Genomic DNA, 13,825 nt, shown 5'->3' with positions numbered 1-13,825 from the left:
AAAGACTTAAAACTGGGTTAGTCAAACTGGATTAATCGCTGATGCTGGAAGAAGTCCTCGTAGTGGCTGCGGGCGCGGATTAGCTCTAGGCGATCGCCCCAGATGGCAACCTCTGCGGGGGCGGGGTGCAGCGCAAAGTTTGTCAGCGAGTGATTGAAGCCGTAAGCGCCGCAGTTGCGGATGACCAAGCGATCGCCAATTTCCAAATCCACGGGCAGCAGCGCATCGCGCACCACCACATCGATAGGCGTTGGCAACTGGCCCGCAATCGTAGTGGGCATCGTGTCGGATGACTCTTTACCCAATACCCGCAGAAACTTGCTGGCATTTTGCATGGCGGGGGTGCGGTAGAGATGGTGAACGCCGCCGTTGAGAATCGCAAACCGCTTGCCCTGAGATTCTTTGATATCCAGCACCTCTGTCAAATACATGCCTGCCTCACAAACGAGATAGCGCCCCATTTCCAAAATGAAATGAAACGGCTCGTGGCTAAAGAGGGCTTGCAGGGCCGCCCCAAACGCAGGCACATCAAACGCGGCATCTACGGAGTTGTAGGGAACGCCAATACCGCCGCCAAAGTCGATGACCTCGATGCAAAACCCCTGGGCCCGCAGTCGATGGGCGATTGCCACAGTGTTTTGCCACGCATCAATCAGTTGCCGATAATCCAGCACGTTGCTTTCGGTGAACACATGAATTCCCTGAAGCCGCACATGGCTAAGCGACTGAACCTGCAACAGTTCGGCTGCTGCCTGCGCCTCATCTACGCCAAACTTGCTCGCACCCTGCCCATTCATGGCAATGGGTCTTAGCGTGTCGCCATTATGACCGCCATTTGACTCAGAGATTGTTTCGATGGTTTCGGAGGCTGCGTTGGGATTCTCGGCAGCGTGTACAACGCTATTCGTCTTCGCGTCAATCGCGCAGCCAGAATCACAGCTATTCAGCGTGCGAAACTGGGGGTTAATTCGCAGCAGGATGGGCTGCTGTTTCCCCTGCTCCGCCGCTATCTGATTCAGCCGTCGTGCTTCATTGACCGACTCTACGACAATCAGTCCGATGCGGTAATTGAGAGCCTCAGCCAGTTCATGATTGGTTTTTCCAGGGCCCGTGAAAACCGTTTCCTCAGCAGGATAGCCCGACTTCAGCGCGGCAATGAATTCACCCAGAGAGCTAACCTCTGCGGCTGCGCCCCGTCGCGCCAGCAGGTGCGAAAGGGTAAGGTTGCTGTTCGCCTTGAGGGCGTAGTGCAGGCGAAAGTTCTGGGGGAGGCTGTGGTTGAGAGCCGCAAATCGGGCCTCAATCAGCGCCAGGTCATATAGGTAAAGCGGCGCTCCAAACTGGGTGGCGGCCTGAGACAGCAAGGCTGCGCTTGGTGGCGCGGGGGCAAGGGGTAGGGTCAATCCGGGCATCGATCGTCCTCAAGCGATGGGAAGCCTTCTAAAGCTTGCTATGGGGCGTTCAGAAGGTGAATCGTCGTGAATGGTCGTAGCGACCTAACCGGATTTATCGAAAGGAGAATTCTTAACTATTTCTTAAGATTTGTAAACTCGCTTTTATTATGAATCGTTTGCAGGGTTCTGTCTAGATGCCGCAGGGTTGGAGGCGGGCTAAAGTCGGTCGCGGAGGCGATTAAGGGTGCGCTGGTTTTCCGCTGGCGTTCCGATGGTAATTCGCAGCCCGCCGCAGGTTTTGCGGACGAGGGTTCCGGCGGATTTCAGGCTTTGAAATAGGGTTTCTAGCTGTTCCTCGGCTGGATCGTTCTGGAGCCGCAGGAACAGAAAATTGGCGGCGCTGGGCCAGACGGTGATTCCCGGCAGCTCGGCAAGGGCTTGGAAGAGGCGATCGCGCTCGGACAGCAGCATGGGGATAGCAGCCAGCAGCGCATCCTGATGCGCCAGGGCTAGCTCGGCGGCACGTTGCGACAGGCTGGGCAGGTTGTAGGGCAGGCGAATTTTTTCCAGCGTGGCGGCCAGTTCGGGATGGGCGATCGCATAGCCAACCCGATGCGACGCTAGCCGAAACGCCTTGGAAAAGGTTCGCAGAATCACCCAGTTGGGATGCTGGGGCAGTTCTGCCAGCACGGTTTGCTGACTGAATTCAAAATAGGCTTCGTCAATCACCACCAGGATGTGGGGCGGCAGGCTCCGCAGCCAGTCTAGCTCTGCGTCTGTGAGTGCATTGCCCGTGGGCGAGTTGGGATGGACTGTGAACACGATGCGGATGGCGGGCTGTCCGGCGGCAGGCGTGGCGATCGCATGGCTGGCAGCGGCGAGGTCCGTTTCAAAGGTTTGCGCGTTGCGACCGACTCGCACCACCGGAACGCCCAGCGTATTGGCCGTGATGCCATACATGGAAAATGTGGGGTCGGCCACCAGCACCGAACCTTCCGCCCGCAGGCAGGTGGCAATCAGCAGCGACCGGATGAGTTCGTCAGACCCGTTGCTGACGGAAATATGCGCCGATGTAACCCAGCTTACGGAGGATTGAGCAGAGGATTGAGCGGACTGGTAAGCGGACTGGTTGGCATATTGGGCGATCGCCCCTTTCAGCGCCGCATGTCCTCCATCGGGATAGCGGTTTGCCTCCAGTTCATGCTGATAGGCCCAGGCCAGTTTTTGCTTCAGGTCCTCTGGCAAATCGTAGGGGCTTTCGTTGGTATCCAGCCGATCGACCTGGGCAGGCTGCGTCGGAGAGCCGTGAGCCGCCGCATCTGCACCACCGGGATGGGGCGTGTAGGACACCAACTGAGCCAAATCGGAGCGCAAAAAGGGAAGCATAAACCCGCCTACCGCTGCAAGCACACAGCCTAAAATCACCTCTCATAGCATACGATTTTCGAGCAGTGGTCTGTTGATGTTTGGCTTGACGCAGCATCGATGGACAGTCGCTCGGCAGCGCTGAACCCCAAAAGCCCTTACTTGTCCAAATCTCAGGGATTAGCGGCGATCGCCCCTCGATGCATCGGCGCGATGGTGTAGGCTGAAGAAAGCGGTCTGAGTGTCTCTAAGAGGTTTCGTAAAGAGGTTTCGTAAAGAGGTTTTGGATCCGCGTTTCAATCGGATACTGGCCGCCGGATAATGGCCGCGCTCGATCGAGTTGAGTCTGATTTCTCTTGGGTTTCTTATAGTTTTCTAGTTTTCTTTTAGCTGAAGTTAGAAGTTAAAGGTTATGGACGATAGCTTGCTGCCCGTTGTCTATCTCAGTGTGCTGGTGGCGCTGCTGGCGATCGCGGGTATCTTCCTGTTTCGCCAAGTGCTTAGAACCCGCAAGGTCGAAACCGCCCTGACGCGCCTGCAAAACAAGCTCACCAAGGGCCCCGGCACGGCGCAGGAATACTATGAACTAGGCAGCATTTATCTGGACAAGAAGCTCTATTCGCAGGCGATCGCCCAGTTCCAAAAAGCGCTCAAGTCCAAAGACCTGAAAGAAGCCGAGAACGCGGCTCTGGTCTACAACGCACTGGGCTATGCCTATGCCGCTCAGGAGCAATATGACCTGGCCATTCGCCAATACAAAGAAGCGCTGGAAAAGCAGCCCAAGTACGTTACTGCCTTGAATAATCTAGGCTTTGCCTACGAGAAAAAGCAGTTGGTTACCCAGGCAATCGAAGCCTACGAGCAAGCGCTGGCCATTGACCCGAAAAACGGCACTGCCAAACGGCGCACCGAGTCCCTCAAGCGGCGTGTCGCCACGCCTGCCTAGTCTGCGCTGACCGAACGTGATTCCGTTTCGTACTGAACAAAAAAACCGGGGCACTCCGCCATTATGCGTAGAGATCCCCGGTTGACTTTTTTGGATTCCGTAGTTGTACGGTTGTGTCGCTAGAGTCACTCCAGACGGTTCTGGAGCTAAGCTTGCCTAGTCATTGTCCCACTCTTCATGACCAAGCAGATCGCCGATGCGATCGCGCAACAAAAAGTCACATTTTTCAAGTTCGCACTCAACGCAGGCCCACTCGCGGGCAGGAATGTACTTGCAGAGGACGTAGATGGGCTGCTGACGGCTGACAATCCCTTTTTGAACCAGTTGACGGGCTTCGTCTTGAAGGAGATCCATAGAGTATTGAACGGTTTGGAGCATGATTTCGACCTCTGCGCTAGAACTATCGAAACGTCGTGAGTGCTTCAAGCATGACTGACCTACGTAGGAACACTCAACGAAACACTCTGTATCAAAAGTTAGCGTTTATTTACAATCAGTGTTACCTTTTGTATTTCAGTATACTGAACCATATCTATTCTCACGCCAGTTCCCCGGTAGTGAGATTAAAAAATGTTAAAAAGTCACGAAACCATAACATTTTGGTGATACGAACTTACTAAAATCAAGACTGATTTTGAAGGATCAGCCGTTGTGCGGATAGGCTGATCGCTAGCCGAATTGCCGCTTTCATGCTGCTGGCATCGGCAATGCCCCGACCCGCGATGTCGAAGGCTGTACCGTGATCGGGCGAAGTCCGCACAAACGGCAGCCCGATTGTGGTATTGACGGCGCAATCGAACGCCATCAGCTTTACGGGAATTAGCCCCTGATCGTGATACAGCGCTAGGTAGGCATCGTGGGTCTGCACCGGGCGCGACGTGCCAAACCAAGCCTGGCCCGGCCGCACCCAGAGCGTATCTGGCGGAATGGGGCCGTCTAGCGTCAGGTAGGGATGCTGCTGCCGCATTTGGTGAATCCAGGGGGTCAGCCACTCCAATTCTTCGTGCCCAAGCTGGCCCCGTTCGCCGCTGTGGGGGTTGAGTCCGGCGATCGCCACTCGCGGCTGCAAAATTCTAAAATCGTCCCGCAGGCTGTCCAGCAATAGCCCCAGTTTGCGCGTCATCAGATCGGGCGAGAGGGCATCGGGCACCTGCCGCAGGGGAATATGCGTCGTTGCTAGCAGCGCCCGCAGCGTCCAGCCTGTATGGGGCGATCGCCCGACAAACATCATGCCAAACCGCGTCGTTCCAGCCTGTTCTGCCAGCAATTCCGTTTGCCCCGGATAGACATGACCCGCCGCTTTCCAGGCAGACTTGGCGATGGGCGCAGTGACAATGCCGTCAAACTTGCCTGCTAGCGTGTGGGCGATCGCCGTCTGCAAAAACCGAAAACTGGCCTCGCCGCTAGCAGCGCTTTCCGCTCCTGGCGTAATTTGGGACACCAGCGCCGAGTCGAGCGGCACCTCCAGCAGGTCGAGCGTAGAGAAGTCAGGGAGATAGGAGAACCCTGCCTGCACGAGGCGATCGCACGTCTGTTCCAGCAAAGCGCGGTTGCCGACCAGCGTGATTTTGCTGGGCGGTTCTGGTGGGTCTTCTGGGGAGTCATCCGCCAGCGCCGCCAGCGCCTTCAGCACCACCTCCGCCCCAATCCCCGCCGGATCTCCCAGAGCGATCGCCACTCTTGGCTGCACCATTGCTTCCTCCTCGCTAAATACCTGTTGAGCCTCGCAAAACACCGGACAATGCCTGCCCCAAGCCCCCAAGCACAATTCATCAAATCAGCGGAACCTTTAGCCAATCCACCAAACGGGCTGCAAACTGCCTTAAAATGCATGGTGCAAGTGCATGGTGCAAGCTCTGGCAACCTCGACCCCGGTCAACGCTAGGTTTATGCCGCAGCGCTTTCTCGGCAGCGCTTTCCTAATGGCGGCATTCTCAAGGCGGCATTGAGGGCGATCGCCAGTTCCCAAGCTCGCAAACCCACGTCATCCCACTCAATCAATTCAAGCAAACAAACTAAGGAGATATCGAACACATGAGCGGTGAAATGCTGAACGCAACTTTCTTGTCATTTACTCTAATCTTGGTGGGGCTAGCGCTGGGCTTTGCGCTGCTGAAGCTCCAAGGCGGCGAAGAGTAATTTTTGAGGTTAGCTGGCCTGGTTTTCTGTAAGACTGTGCTGCGTCCCCGTCGATCGGTCACACGACAAAGCGCACGAAAAACCAGGCAGCCCTCCCCAAGCGCATTCCCAAACCCCAAATCGCAAATCTAAAATCGCAAATCCGAAATCCAACGCCTCAGCTATCCTCTGGCTCGTCCAGATGCTCTGCCACTTCACGGTATAGATTGAGGACGTGGCTATCTTTCAGGTAATAGAACACGTTGCGCCCCTGCTTGCGATAGCTGACCAGTCGGAGCGATCGGAGCGATCGCAACTGATGAGACACCGCCGACTCGCTCATCTTCACCACTGCTGCCAGATCGCAGACGCAGAGCTCCTGCTGAGCCAGCGCCGACACGATCCGCAGACGATTGGCATCTCCCAGCAGCGCAAAAAATTCTGCCATCCGCTGCGCCTTTTCGACACTCAGCAGCCCCCGCTGCGCCTGCCGCACATGCTCCAGATCAACAGGATGTTCCGTCGCACAACTGGGGCTATTCTCAGGAATAGACGCGCTGACAGCCGCTCGAAGCGGAGAGGAATTCCTCTGGGACACTGCTTTGGGCATAGGTCTGAGGTCTGGGCTTTGATAAAGATTTGACAAACTGCAAGCCGCTTTACAGCCTGCACAGCACAGGTGAATCTCTCTCTAGCCTAGCAATTTGCTTGCTATTCAGCGCGTCTCGCAAAAAAACGGATTCTCTAGCAGGCCGAAATATTAGAGAATGAAAGGTGTATCTTATAAAAAGTTAACGATTTCGGACGAAATCTATAATGACGTTACTCGTGGTCGGTGCGACGGGCACCCTGGGCAGACAAGTGGTTCGTCGCGCACTGGATGAAGGCTATCCGGTGCGCTGTCTGGTGCGAAGCTTCCGTAGGGCTTCGTTTCTCAGGGAATGGGGCGCAGAGCTGGTGCTGGGAGATTTGTGCGAACCGGAGACGTTGCCCCCTGCCTTTGAAGGGGTTACAGCGGTCATTGACGCGGCAACGGCTCGTGCCACAGATTCCCTCAGCGTGCGCCAGGTGGACTGGGAAGGGCAGGTGGCGCTGATTCAGGCGGCCAAGCTGGCCGGAGTCGAGCGCTTCATTTTCTTCTCCATCCTGGATGCAGAGAAATATCCCGACGTGCCGCTGATGGAAATCAAGCACTGCACAGAGCAGTTTTTGGCAGAATCAGGGCTGAGCTACACGGTTCTGCGGACGGCTGGCTTTATGCAGGGGCTAATCGGGCAGTATGCCATTCCTATTCTCGAAAAGCAGGCTGTTTGGGTGACGGGGGAAACGTCGCCGATCGCCTACATCGACACGCAGGATTTGGCCAAGTTTGCTGTGCGGGCGCTGAAGGTGCCGGAAACCGCTAACCGCACTTTCCCGGTCGTGGGGTCGCGGCCTTGGGGCGCGTATGAAATCATCCGCCTGTGTGAGCGTCTGTCGGGGCAGGAATCTAAGGTGTCGCGGATGCCGCTGGAACTGTTGCGAGCCGCCCGCAAGATTGCCCGGTTCTTTCAGTGGGGCTGGAACCAGGCCGATCGCCTCGCCTTTACCGAAGTGCTGGCAACGGGTAAGCCGCTGACCGCGCCGATGGATGAAACCTATCAGGTCTTCGGCATCGACCCCAAGGAACTGACGACGCTGGAAGGCTATATGCAGGAATACTTCAGCCTGATCATGAAAAAGCTGAAGGAAGCAGAGTACGAAAAAGAAAAGGCGAAAGAGAAGGCGATGAAGCGCAAAATGAAGCGATCGCCCTTCAAAAAGGTCGAAGAACCCAAGCCCTAGTGCAGAATTTGGGGCGCTGATTTTAGGACACTGCTGGGCAACGTTAGCAGAAAGGGGGTGGGGGTCTTGCTCCTGCCCTCTTTTTGACGTGTCTTGGACTAAACGTGATCTGGCTCTATCTCAAGACCCCTCAGCGGCACCCCGAACAAACTTGCTAGAAAGCCCAATCGCAAATCCAAAATTGCAAATCCAAAATCGCAAATCCAAAATCGCGAATCTCAGAAAAAGCCAAGGGCCATCCCCGCAAGCAAAACAAAGCCGACCCAGACGTTTTGCCGAAAGATCTGTCCATAGAGGGCGGGATTTGGGGCGGCGGTGGGGGTGCGACGGAGGCGGAGGTATTGCCAGATCCATAGGGCGATCGCCCCTAGTAGCGCCATCCAATAGACCCAGCCCAGCGCCATCAAGCTACCCAGTTTCCCCAGCAGCACCGCCGTCGCCGTAAAAAATGCGCCCACCGCCTGCGCCGCGTATCGCCCAAAGAAAATTGCGCTGGAATTGACCCCGACGCGCAAATCGTCTTCCCGGTCGGCCATGGCGTAAACGGTGTCAAACCCCAGGGTCCACAGCACCGTCGCGCCCCACAGCAGCCAGGTTTCCGGCTCCAGCGTGCCCGTTACCGCGCTCCAGCTAATCAGCACCGCAAAGCCCCATGCCAACGACAGCACCAACTGCGGCACCGGAAACACCCGCTTTGCCAGCGGATACAGCACGATCACCGGAACCGCCGCCACGCAGAGCCAAAAGCTGAGCGGGTTTAGATACAGCGACAATCCGTAGGCGCAGAGCATCGACACCAGCGCCACCGCAATGCCCGTCCGCACCGACAGCGCCCGCGAGGCCAGGGGCCGGGTTTTGGTGCGCTGCACCTGCGGATCAATGTTGCGATCCCACAGGTCATTAATCACGCAGCCCGCCGCGCTGGTGGCCAGCGTCCCCAGCACGATCACCCCAATTAAAATCGGCGGCGGATTGCCCCGCGCCGCCAGCACCACCGCCCACAGCGCCGGAATCATCAAAATGAGCCGTCCGGCGGGCTTGTCCCAGCGCAAGAGGCGCACCACCTTCAGCCAAGTCGGTTCGGGTTGGGGCGAGGGATGAGTCACCATAGGTTGAGTTGCCAAAAGCTTTGGGGAATGAATGCGTTTATCCTTAGCCTACAGGGTTGCAGGCGATAGCGGAAAGATAAAGAAATGAGGAAATCGAGAATTCAGTTTGCAACCGAATTCACCCCCATTCAGTTTCTAGAATAGAGACAAAGACGATAGGACTTACGCAGTTGGACGATTTCTCGCGGGCTACGCCCGCGAGAAATCGTCCAAACCCCAAAGAGCCTATCGCAAGTGCGTAGGTTCTGGACGAATTCATCAAGTTATCGGAGCTTATCGGAGCGCTATGACTGACGTTCGCAATCCTTCCTTCCCAGATGCTATGAGTTCGTCAGCCAGCGCACCCTATTTCGTGATTTACGACGGCAACTGCAATCTCTGCGTCAATCTGGTGAAACTGCTGGAATCGCTGGATCGCGGCCAGATGTTTCAATATGCGCCAATGCAGGATGAACCGACGCTGGCGCAGTTTGGCATTACGCCGCAGGACTGCGAAATGGGAATGATTTTGCTGCGGGCAGATGCGCCGGAGGTGCGCTGGCAGGGCAGTGATGCAGCCGAAGAGATTGGGCGACTGCTGCCGCTGGGCAACGGGTTTGTCGCAGCCTATCGGGCGCTGCCGGGGGTGAAGTGGGCGGGCGATCGCCTCTATGAACAAGTCCGCGACAACCGCTATGCGTTGTTTGGCAAGCGCGATCGCCTCTACCAGTCTGCCTATCCGATGTGCGGACTGGGCGACTGCAATTTGCAACCCGATGGCTCACCGCAGGAGTCGAGCCAGCACAACGCCTAGCCCGCGATGCCTAGTCAGCGATGAATGCGTTGCAGACTCAGCCCTGGTCAAACGGGGCTTTTGCAGACGCTTTATGCGGAGGTAGCCGTTCGTTAAAATAGCGCCATCTCCTTCGATGCTTTAAGCGTGCCGCTTCAAGATTGCCCCAAGATTGCCCCAAGATTGTCCCAAGATTGCCCCAGAGAGTCGCCAATGGTGTTGCAACATCCTCAACAGCCTGCCCGCTCTGTGCCGATGCCGCCGCTGGAAAGTGGCGATCGCCTCACCCGCGCCGAGTTTGAGCGCCGCTACCAGGCAACCCCAGAGCATTTCAAAGCAGAACTCATCGAAGGAGTGGTTTACGTGGCATCTCCCGTCCGAACGTTTCATGGCAACCCGCATTTCAATCTCATCACCTGGCTAGGGGTCTATAGCGTGGCAACGCCGGGTGTCAGCGGCTCAGACAATACGACGACTCGGCTGGACATGGACAACAAACCCCAGCCGGATGCGCTGCTGCGGATTGAGGTGGGCGGAACCTCCACAATTAGTGATGACGGCTATATCGAAGGAGCGCCAGAACTGATTGCAGAAATTGCCACTAGCAGCGCTGCAATCGACCTGGGAGCCAAACAAAACGCCTATCGCCGCAACGGGGTGCAGGAATATCTGGTCTGGCAGACCTTCGAGAACCGCCTGAGCTGGTTTCGCTTGCAGGCAGAAGAATACGTCCTGGTGGAACCCGATGCGGAGGGCATCATTCGCATCAGCGTGTTTCCGGGGCTGTGGCTGGACGCGCCCGCGCTGCTAGAGGGGCGGATGATCGAGATGCTAAATGTGCTGCAAGCGGGGCTGGCTGACCCGGCGCATCAGGCCTTTGTGGAGGAACTGGAGGGGCGATCGCCAAATAGTCGTGCAACCTAGACAAGCGAGTTGCATGACTTGCTAATACGACTTACTAACACAACTTACTAAGTTTACTGCCCTCCTATCTCTGCGTTGCCCTATTTCTGCGTTGTCGACAGCGGTTCCTCCAAATCTTCAAAATCGGCAGGCGGCGTGGGCAATTCAGGCATAAAGCGATCCGTCAGCTTTTTCACGATGATGTATAGCACGGGAACCATGAACAGGCTGAGAAACGTAGACAGCAGGTAGCCGCCGAAAATAGCTGTCCCGATCGAACGGCGGCTAGCGGCCCCGGCTCCAGTAGCAATTACCAGCGGGAAAAAGCCTACCAAGCTAGAAAAGCCCGTCATCAAAATGGGTCGCAGTCGTTCTTGTGCTGCCTCGATGGCTGCTTTGGTAATGGGCAAGCCTTTCTCGCGCAACTGGTTGGCGTATTCCACAATCAAAATCGAGTTTTTACTCGCCAGACCAATCAGCATCACCAGACCTACCTGAGAATACACGTCGTTGGCCTGCCCCCGCAGAAGCTGCGCTCCCATCGCCCCTAACACCGCTAGCGGAACCGCAAACAAAACAATCGCCGGATCTACGAAGCTGCCGTACTGCGCCGACAGAACCAGATACACCATCAGCAGCCCCAGGGCAAACAGCAGCGGTGCTTGCCCGCCCGACTCGATTTCCTCTAGAGCAGTGCCAGTCCACTCAAACCCGAGACTAGGTGGAAGCACCTGCTGGGCAACCTGCTCCATCGTGGCGATCGCCTGACCAGAACTTCTTCCCGGCGCTGCACTGCCCTGCACCGAAATCGACCGCAGCAGGTTGTAGTGCGTAATCGACTGGGCGCTGGTGGTTGGGGTCAGCGTTACCAAGTTGCCCAGGGGAACCATATCTCCGGCAGCAGAGCGGACGTAGAGTTGGTTCACGTCTTCCGGCCGGGCGCGGAACTGCTGGTCGGCCTGCACATAAACGCGGTAGCTGCGCCGATCTAACGTAAAGTCATTGACATAGTTCGAGCCTAACAAGCTTTGGAGGGTGGAGAAAATATCATCAATATTCACACGCAGCGCTTTTGCCCGCTCTCGATTAACATTCACAACCAGTTGTGGTGTGCTGGCAGAATAGGTCGAGAACACTGCCTGCAAATTGGGATTCTGGTTGGCAACTCCTATTAGGGCGTTGAGGTAGCCTACAAACTCGTCCAGGGGCATGTTTCCTCTGCGATCCTGCATTTCCATCTGGAAGCCGCCGAAGCTGCCCAAGCCCTGAATCGAGGGCGGGTTTAGCGAGAAAATTCGGGCTTTGGGCATTCCCAAGAACTTCATCTGGATTTGCCCGATGATTTCTTGGACGGATTGTCCCCGATCCTTACGCTCTTCCCACGGCTTCAGCAGGGTGAACATGATGCCTTGGTTGGGTGCAACACCCCCGAAACTAAAGCCCGTCACAGCAAAGTTAGACTCTACCTCTGGAATTTTGCGTACCTCGGCTGAGGCTTCATCCAGGATTTTCTTGGTGTAGTTAAGTGACACGCCTTCGGGAGCCTGCACCAGCGTAATAAAATAGCCTTGATCTTCTTCTGGCAAAAAGGCTCCGGGAACAACTCGATAGACCCAGATCGTGGCTATCAGCGCTAGTACAAACCCAGCTAGCACCCAATACTTCAACCGAGACAGCACTGTGAGCGATCGGCGATAGCGCTGCCGCACACTCTCCAGAAATCCGTTAAATCGCTCAAACTGTTGCCCCAGCCAGCCCTGGTGGTCGGAACGGGGCCGCAGCAGCAGTGCCGACATCGTAGGCGAAAAGGTCAGCGCATTGAATGTAGACACGACGATAGAAAAAGCAATCGTCAGCGCAAACTGGCGATAGATTGCGCCCGTTGTGCCGGGAAAAAACGCCACCGGGACGAACACCGCCATCAGCACCAGCGAAGTTGCAATCACCGCGCCAGACAGCTCTTTCATAGCTTCTGCTGCTGCGCGAAACGGGTTCATGCCGCGATCTTGCACCTTGGCAGCGATCGCCTCCACTACCACAATCGCGTCATCCACCACCATACCTGTCGCCAGCGTCAAACCAAACAAGGTCAGTGTGTTGATTGAGAAGCCGAATATCTTGATAAATACGAAAGTCCCAATCAGCGCAACAGGAATGGCGACCGCTGGAACCAGCGTGGTTCGCCAATCTTGCAGGAAAAAAAACAGCACTAATATCACCAACAGAATAGCGGTGATTAGCGTATACACCACATCTCGTAACGAAACCTGCACAAAGCTTGTGACATCAAACGCAATGGCATAGTCAACGCCAGGCGGAAAGGAACGTTTCAAGTTTTCTAACTCTCGGCGAACGGCAGCCGCCGTCTCTAGCGCATTGGAACCGGAACGTTGCGTAATCCCTAAACCAACAGATTCTATGTCGTTATAAGTCAAGAAAGTCGCATAGTTCTCTGCACCGAGTTCCGCCCGTCCCACATCTTTCAGGCGCACCAAGTTGCCGCCTTCTCCCGTCTTCAGCACTAGGTTTTCAAATTCTTCGACGGACTTGAGCTGGCTATCAGCCCGCAGGTTGATTTGGTATTCCTGGTTCGGATCGGCAGGTTGTTGCCCCAGTTGCCCTGCGCCTACCTGGATGTTTTGTTCGCGAATAGCCTTCGTAACATCCTGCACCGTCAGACCCCGTGCTGCTAACCGCGCTGGATCGAGCCAGAGGCGCATGGCAAACTTCCGTTCTCCAAAAATCTGGATCGACCCGACCCCCGGAATCCGCCGCAATTCTTCCACCATGTACAGGTCGGCGTAGTTGCTGAGGAAAGAGCTATCGTATTCGCCGTTGGTGGGGTAGAGGGCGATCGCCATCAGGAAGTCGCTAGACGACTGCTCTACCTTAATCCCCGTACGGGTTACCACTTCTGGCAAACGAGACTCGGCCCGAGCTACTCGGTTCTGCACATTCACCGCTGCAATGTCCGAATCTTGCCCTGCTGTAAAGGTAACAGTGATCTGGCTGGTGCCATCGCTGCCGCTGCTAGAACTCATGTAGCGCAGCCCATCTATACCATTAATTTCCCGCTCTAGAATATTTGTCACGGTATTCTCTACAGTCTCTGCGTCTGCCCCTGGATAATTTGCTGTTACCACCACCTGCGTCGGTGCGATATCAGGAAACTGGGCGATCGGCAGCGTTGGCAGAACCACCAATCCCAAAAACACCGTGATAATGGCGCAAACTAGTGTGAAAACAGGTTGTTTGATGAAAAAGTTGGCAAACATGTGGAGTTGGATTGAGGGTTCAGCGATTAAGGGTCTAGCACACTAAGTTGCAACAAGAGAAGGGCTTGGATTGTTTGGAATGCTGGTGTTTACGCGAAGCCAAACCCCAAATCCCAAAC

At 55.8% G+C, this 13,825-nt stretch carries 12 protein-coding genes; 5 read left to right on the top strand and 7 right to left on the bottom strand.

Annotated elements, in window-relative coordinates:
• Positions 1 to 17 precede the first annotated feature (17 nt).
• Complete coding sequence (locus tag JTM80_RS20295; protein ID WP_172356572.1) at positions 18 to 1,412, bottom strand: hypothetical protein; 1,395 nt, start codon at positions 1,410 to 1,412, stop codon at positions 18 to 20.
• 198 nt (positions 1,413 to 1,610) lie between these two features.
• Complete coding sequence (locus JTM80_RS20290) at positions 1,611 to 2,780, bottom strand: histidinol-phosphate transaminase (protein ID WP_172356574.1); 1,170 nt, start codon at positions 2,778 to 2,780, stop codon at positions 1,611 to 1,613.
• Between the two features lie 391 nt (positions 2,781 to 3,171).
• Here JTM80_RS20290 and JTM80_RS20285 point away from each other — a divergent pair, with 391 nt between their 5' ends.
• Entirely contained in the window at positions 3,172 to 3,705 is a 534-nt protein-coding gene (locus JTM80_RS20285) for a tetratricopeptide repeat protein (RefSeq protein ID WP_172356576.1), read from the top strand.
• A gap of 156 nt (positions 3,706 to 3,861) precedes the next feature.
• Here the strand turns inward: JTM80_RS20285 and JTM80_RS20280 are convergent, their stop codons facing one another.
• Positions 3,862 to 4,083 (bottom strand): DUF4327 family protein, encoded by a 222-nt coding sequence (locus JTM80_RS20280; RefSeq protein ID WP_084781909.1) that lies wholly within the window; start codon positions 4,081 to 4,083, stop codon positions 3,862 to 3,864.
• A gap of 244 nt (positions 4,084 to 4,327) precedes the next feature.
• Positions 4,328 to 5,398, bottom strand: a complete 1,071-nt coding sequence (pdxA, locus tag JTM80_RS20275) for a 4-hydroxythreonine-4-phosphate dehydrogenase PdxA (protein WP_172356578.1) — start codon at positions 5,396 to 5,398, stop codon at positions 4,328 to 4,330.
• A 353-nt stretch (positions 5,399 to 5,751) separates the two neighbouring features.
• On the opposite strand from pdxA, the gene JTM80_RS20270 reads away from it, so the two are divergent.
• A complete protein-coding gene (locus JTM80_RS20270; RefSeq protein WP_306467093.1) occupies positions 5,752 to 5,844 on the top strand; it encodes a PetM family cytochrome b6-f complex subunit 7 in 93 nt (30 codons plus the stop codon).
• A 157-nt stretch (positions 5,845 to 6,001) separates the two neighbouring features.
• Here the strand turns inward: JTM80_RS20270 and JTM80_RS20265 are convergent, their stop codons facing one another.
• Positions 6,002 to 6,433: a helix-turn-helix transcriptional regulator gene (locus tag JTM80_RS20265; protein WP_172356580.1), complete on the bottom strand. Its 432-nt coding sequence runs from the start codon at positions 6,431 to 6,433 to the stop codon at positions 6,002 to 6,004.
• Positions 6,434 to 6,639: 206 nt separating this feature from the next.
• Between JTM80_RS20265 and JTM80_RS20260 the strand changes: the two genes are divergently transcribed.
• Positions 6,640 to 7,647, top strand: coding sequence for an SDR family oxidoreductase (locus JTM80_RS20260; RefSeq protein ID WP_205370183.1), 1,008 nt, complete (start codon positions 6,640 to 6,642; stop codon positions 7,645 to 7,647).
• Positions 7,648 to 7,865: 218 nt separating this feature from the next.
• Here the strand turns inward: JTM80_RS20260 and JTM80_RS20255 are convergent, their stop codons facing one another.
• Complete coding sequence (locus JTM80_RS20255; RefSeq protein WP_172356584.1) at positions 7,866 to 8,756, bottom strand: 4-hydroxybenzoate solanesyltransferase; 891 nt, start codon at positions 8,754 to 8,756, stop codon at positions 7,866 to 7,868.
• 322 nt (positions 8,757 to 9,078) lie between these two features.
• On the opposite strand from JTM80_RS20255, the gene JTM80_RS20250 reads away from it, so the two are divergent.
• Both JTM80_RS20250 and JTM80_RS20245 read left to right on the top strand, forming a co-directional pair.
• Complete coding sequence (locus JTM80_RS20250) at positions 9,079 to 9,549, top strand: thiol-disulfide oxidoreductase DCC family protein (RefSeq protein ID WP_172356586.1); 471 nt, start codon at positions 9,079 to 9,081, stop codon at positions 9,547 to 9,549.
• A gap of 192 nt (positions 9,550 to 9,741) precedes the next feature.
• Positions 9,742 to 10,452 (top strand): Uma2 family endonuclease, encoded by a 711-nt coding sequence (locus JTM80_RS20245; protein WP_172356588.1) that lies wholly within the window; start codon positions 9,742 to 9,744, stop codon positions 10,450 to 10,452.
• 80 nt (positions 10,453 to 10,532) lie between these two features.
• On the opposite strand, the gene JTM80_RS20240 is transcribed toward JTM80_RS20245, so the two are convergent.
• Entirely contained in the window at positions 10,533 to 13,706 is a 3,174-nt protein-coding gene (locus JTM80_RS20240; protein WP_172356590.1) for an efflux RND transporter permease subunit, read from the bottom strand.
• Positions 13,707 to 13,825 lie beyond the last annotated feature (119 nt).

Origin of the sequence: Thermoleptolyngbya sp. PKUAC-SCTB121, from assembly GCF_016919485.1 — a bacterium.
GTDB lineage: Bacteria > Cyanobacteriota > Cyanobacteriia > Elainellales > Elainellaceae > Thermoleptolyngbya > Thermoleptolyngbya sichuanensis.
The sequence above is the reverse complement of the archived record's forward strand: the minus strand, read 5'-3'. Positions and strand labels throughout refer to the sequence as shown.

Coding starts and splice junctions, on each gene's coding strand:
- JTM80_RS20295 (WP_172356572.1), bottom strand. CDS start 1,412: ATGCCCGGATTGACCCTACCCCTTGCCCCCGCGCCACCAAGCGCAGCC.
- JTM80_RS20290 (WP_172356574.1), bottom strand. CDS start 2,780: ATGCTTCCCTTTTTGCGCTCCGATTTGGCTCAGTTGGTGTCCTACACG.
- JTM80_RS20285 (WP_172356576.1), top strand. CDS start 3,172: ATGGACGATAGCTTGCTGCCCGTTGTCTATCTCAGTGTGCTGGTGGCG.
- JTM80_RS20280 (WP_084781909.1), bottom strand. CDS start 4,083: ATGCTCCAAACCGTTCAATACTCTATGGATCTCCTTCAAGACGAAGCC.
- pdxA (WP_172356578.1), bottom strand. CDS start 5,398: ATGGTGCAGCCAAGAGTGGCGATCGCTCTGGGAGATCCGGCGGGGATT.
- JTM80_RS20270 (WP_306467093.1), top strand. CDS start 5,752: ATGCTGAACGCAACTTTCTTGTCATTTACTCTAATCTTGGTGGGGCTA.
- JTM80_RS20265 (WP_172356580.1), bottom strand. CDS start 6,433: ATGCCCAAAGCAGTGTCCCAGAGGAATTCCTCTCCGCTTCGAGCGGCT.
- JTM80_RS20260 (WP_205370183.1), top strand. CDS start 6,640: ATGACGTTACTCGTGGTCGGTGCGACGGGCACCCTGGGCAGACAAGTG.
- JTM80_RS20255 (WP_172356584.1), bottom strand. CDS start 8,756: ATGGTGACTCATCCCTCGCCCCAACCCGAACCGACTTGGCTGAAGGTG.
- JTM80_RS20250 (WP_172356586.1), top strand. CDS start 9,079: ATGAGTTCGTCAGCCAGCGCACCCTATTTCGTGATTTACGACGGCAAC.
- JTM80_RS20245 (WP_172356588.1), top strand. CDS start 9,742: ATGGTGTTGCAACATCCTCAACAGCCTGCCCGCTCTGTGCCGATGCCG.
- JTM80_RS20240 (WP_172356590.1), bottom strand. CDS start 13,706: ATGTTTGCCAACTTTTTCATCAAACAACCTGTTTTCACACTAGTTTGC.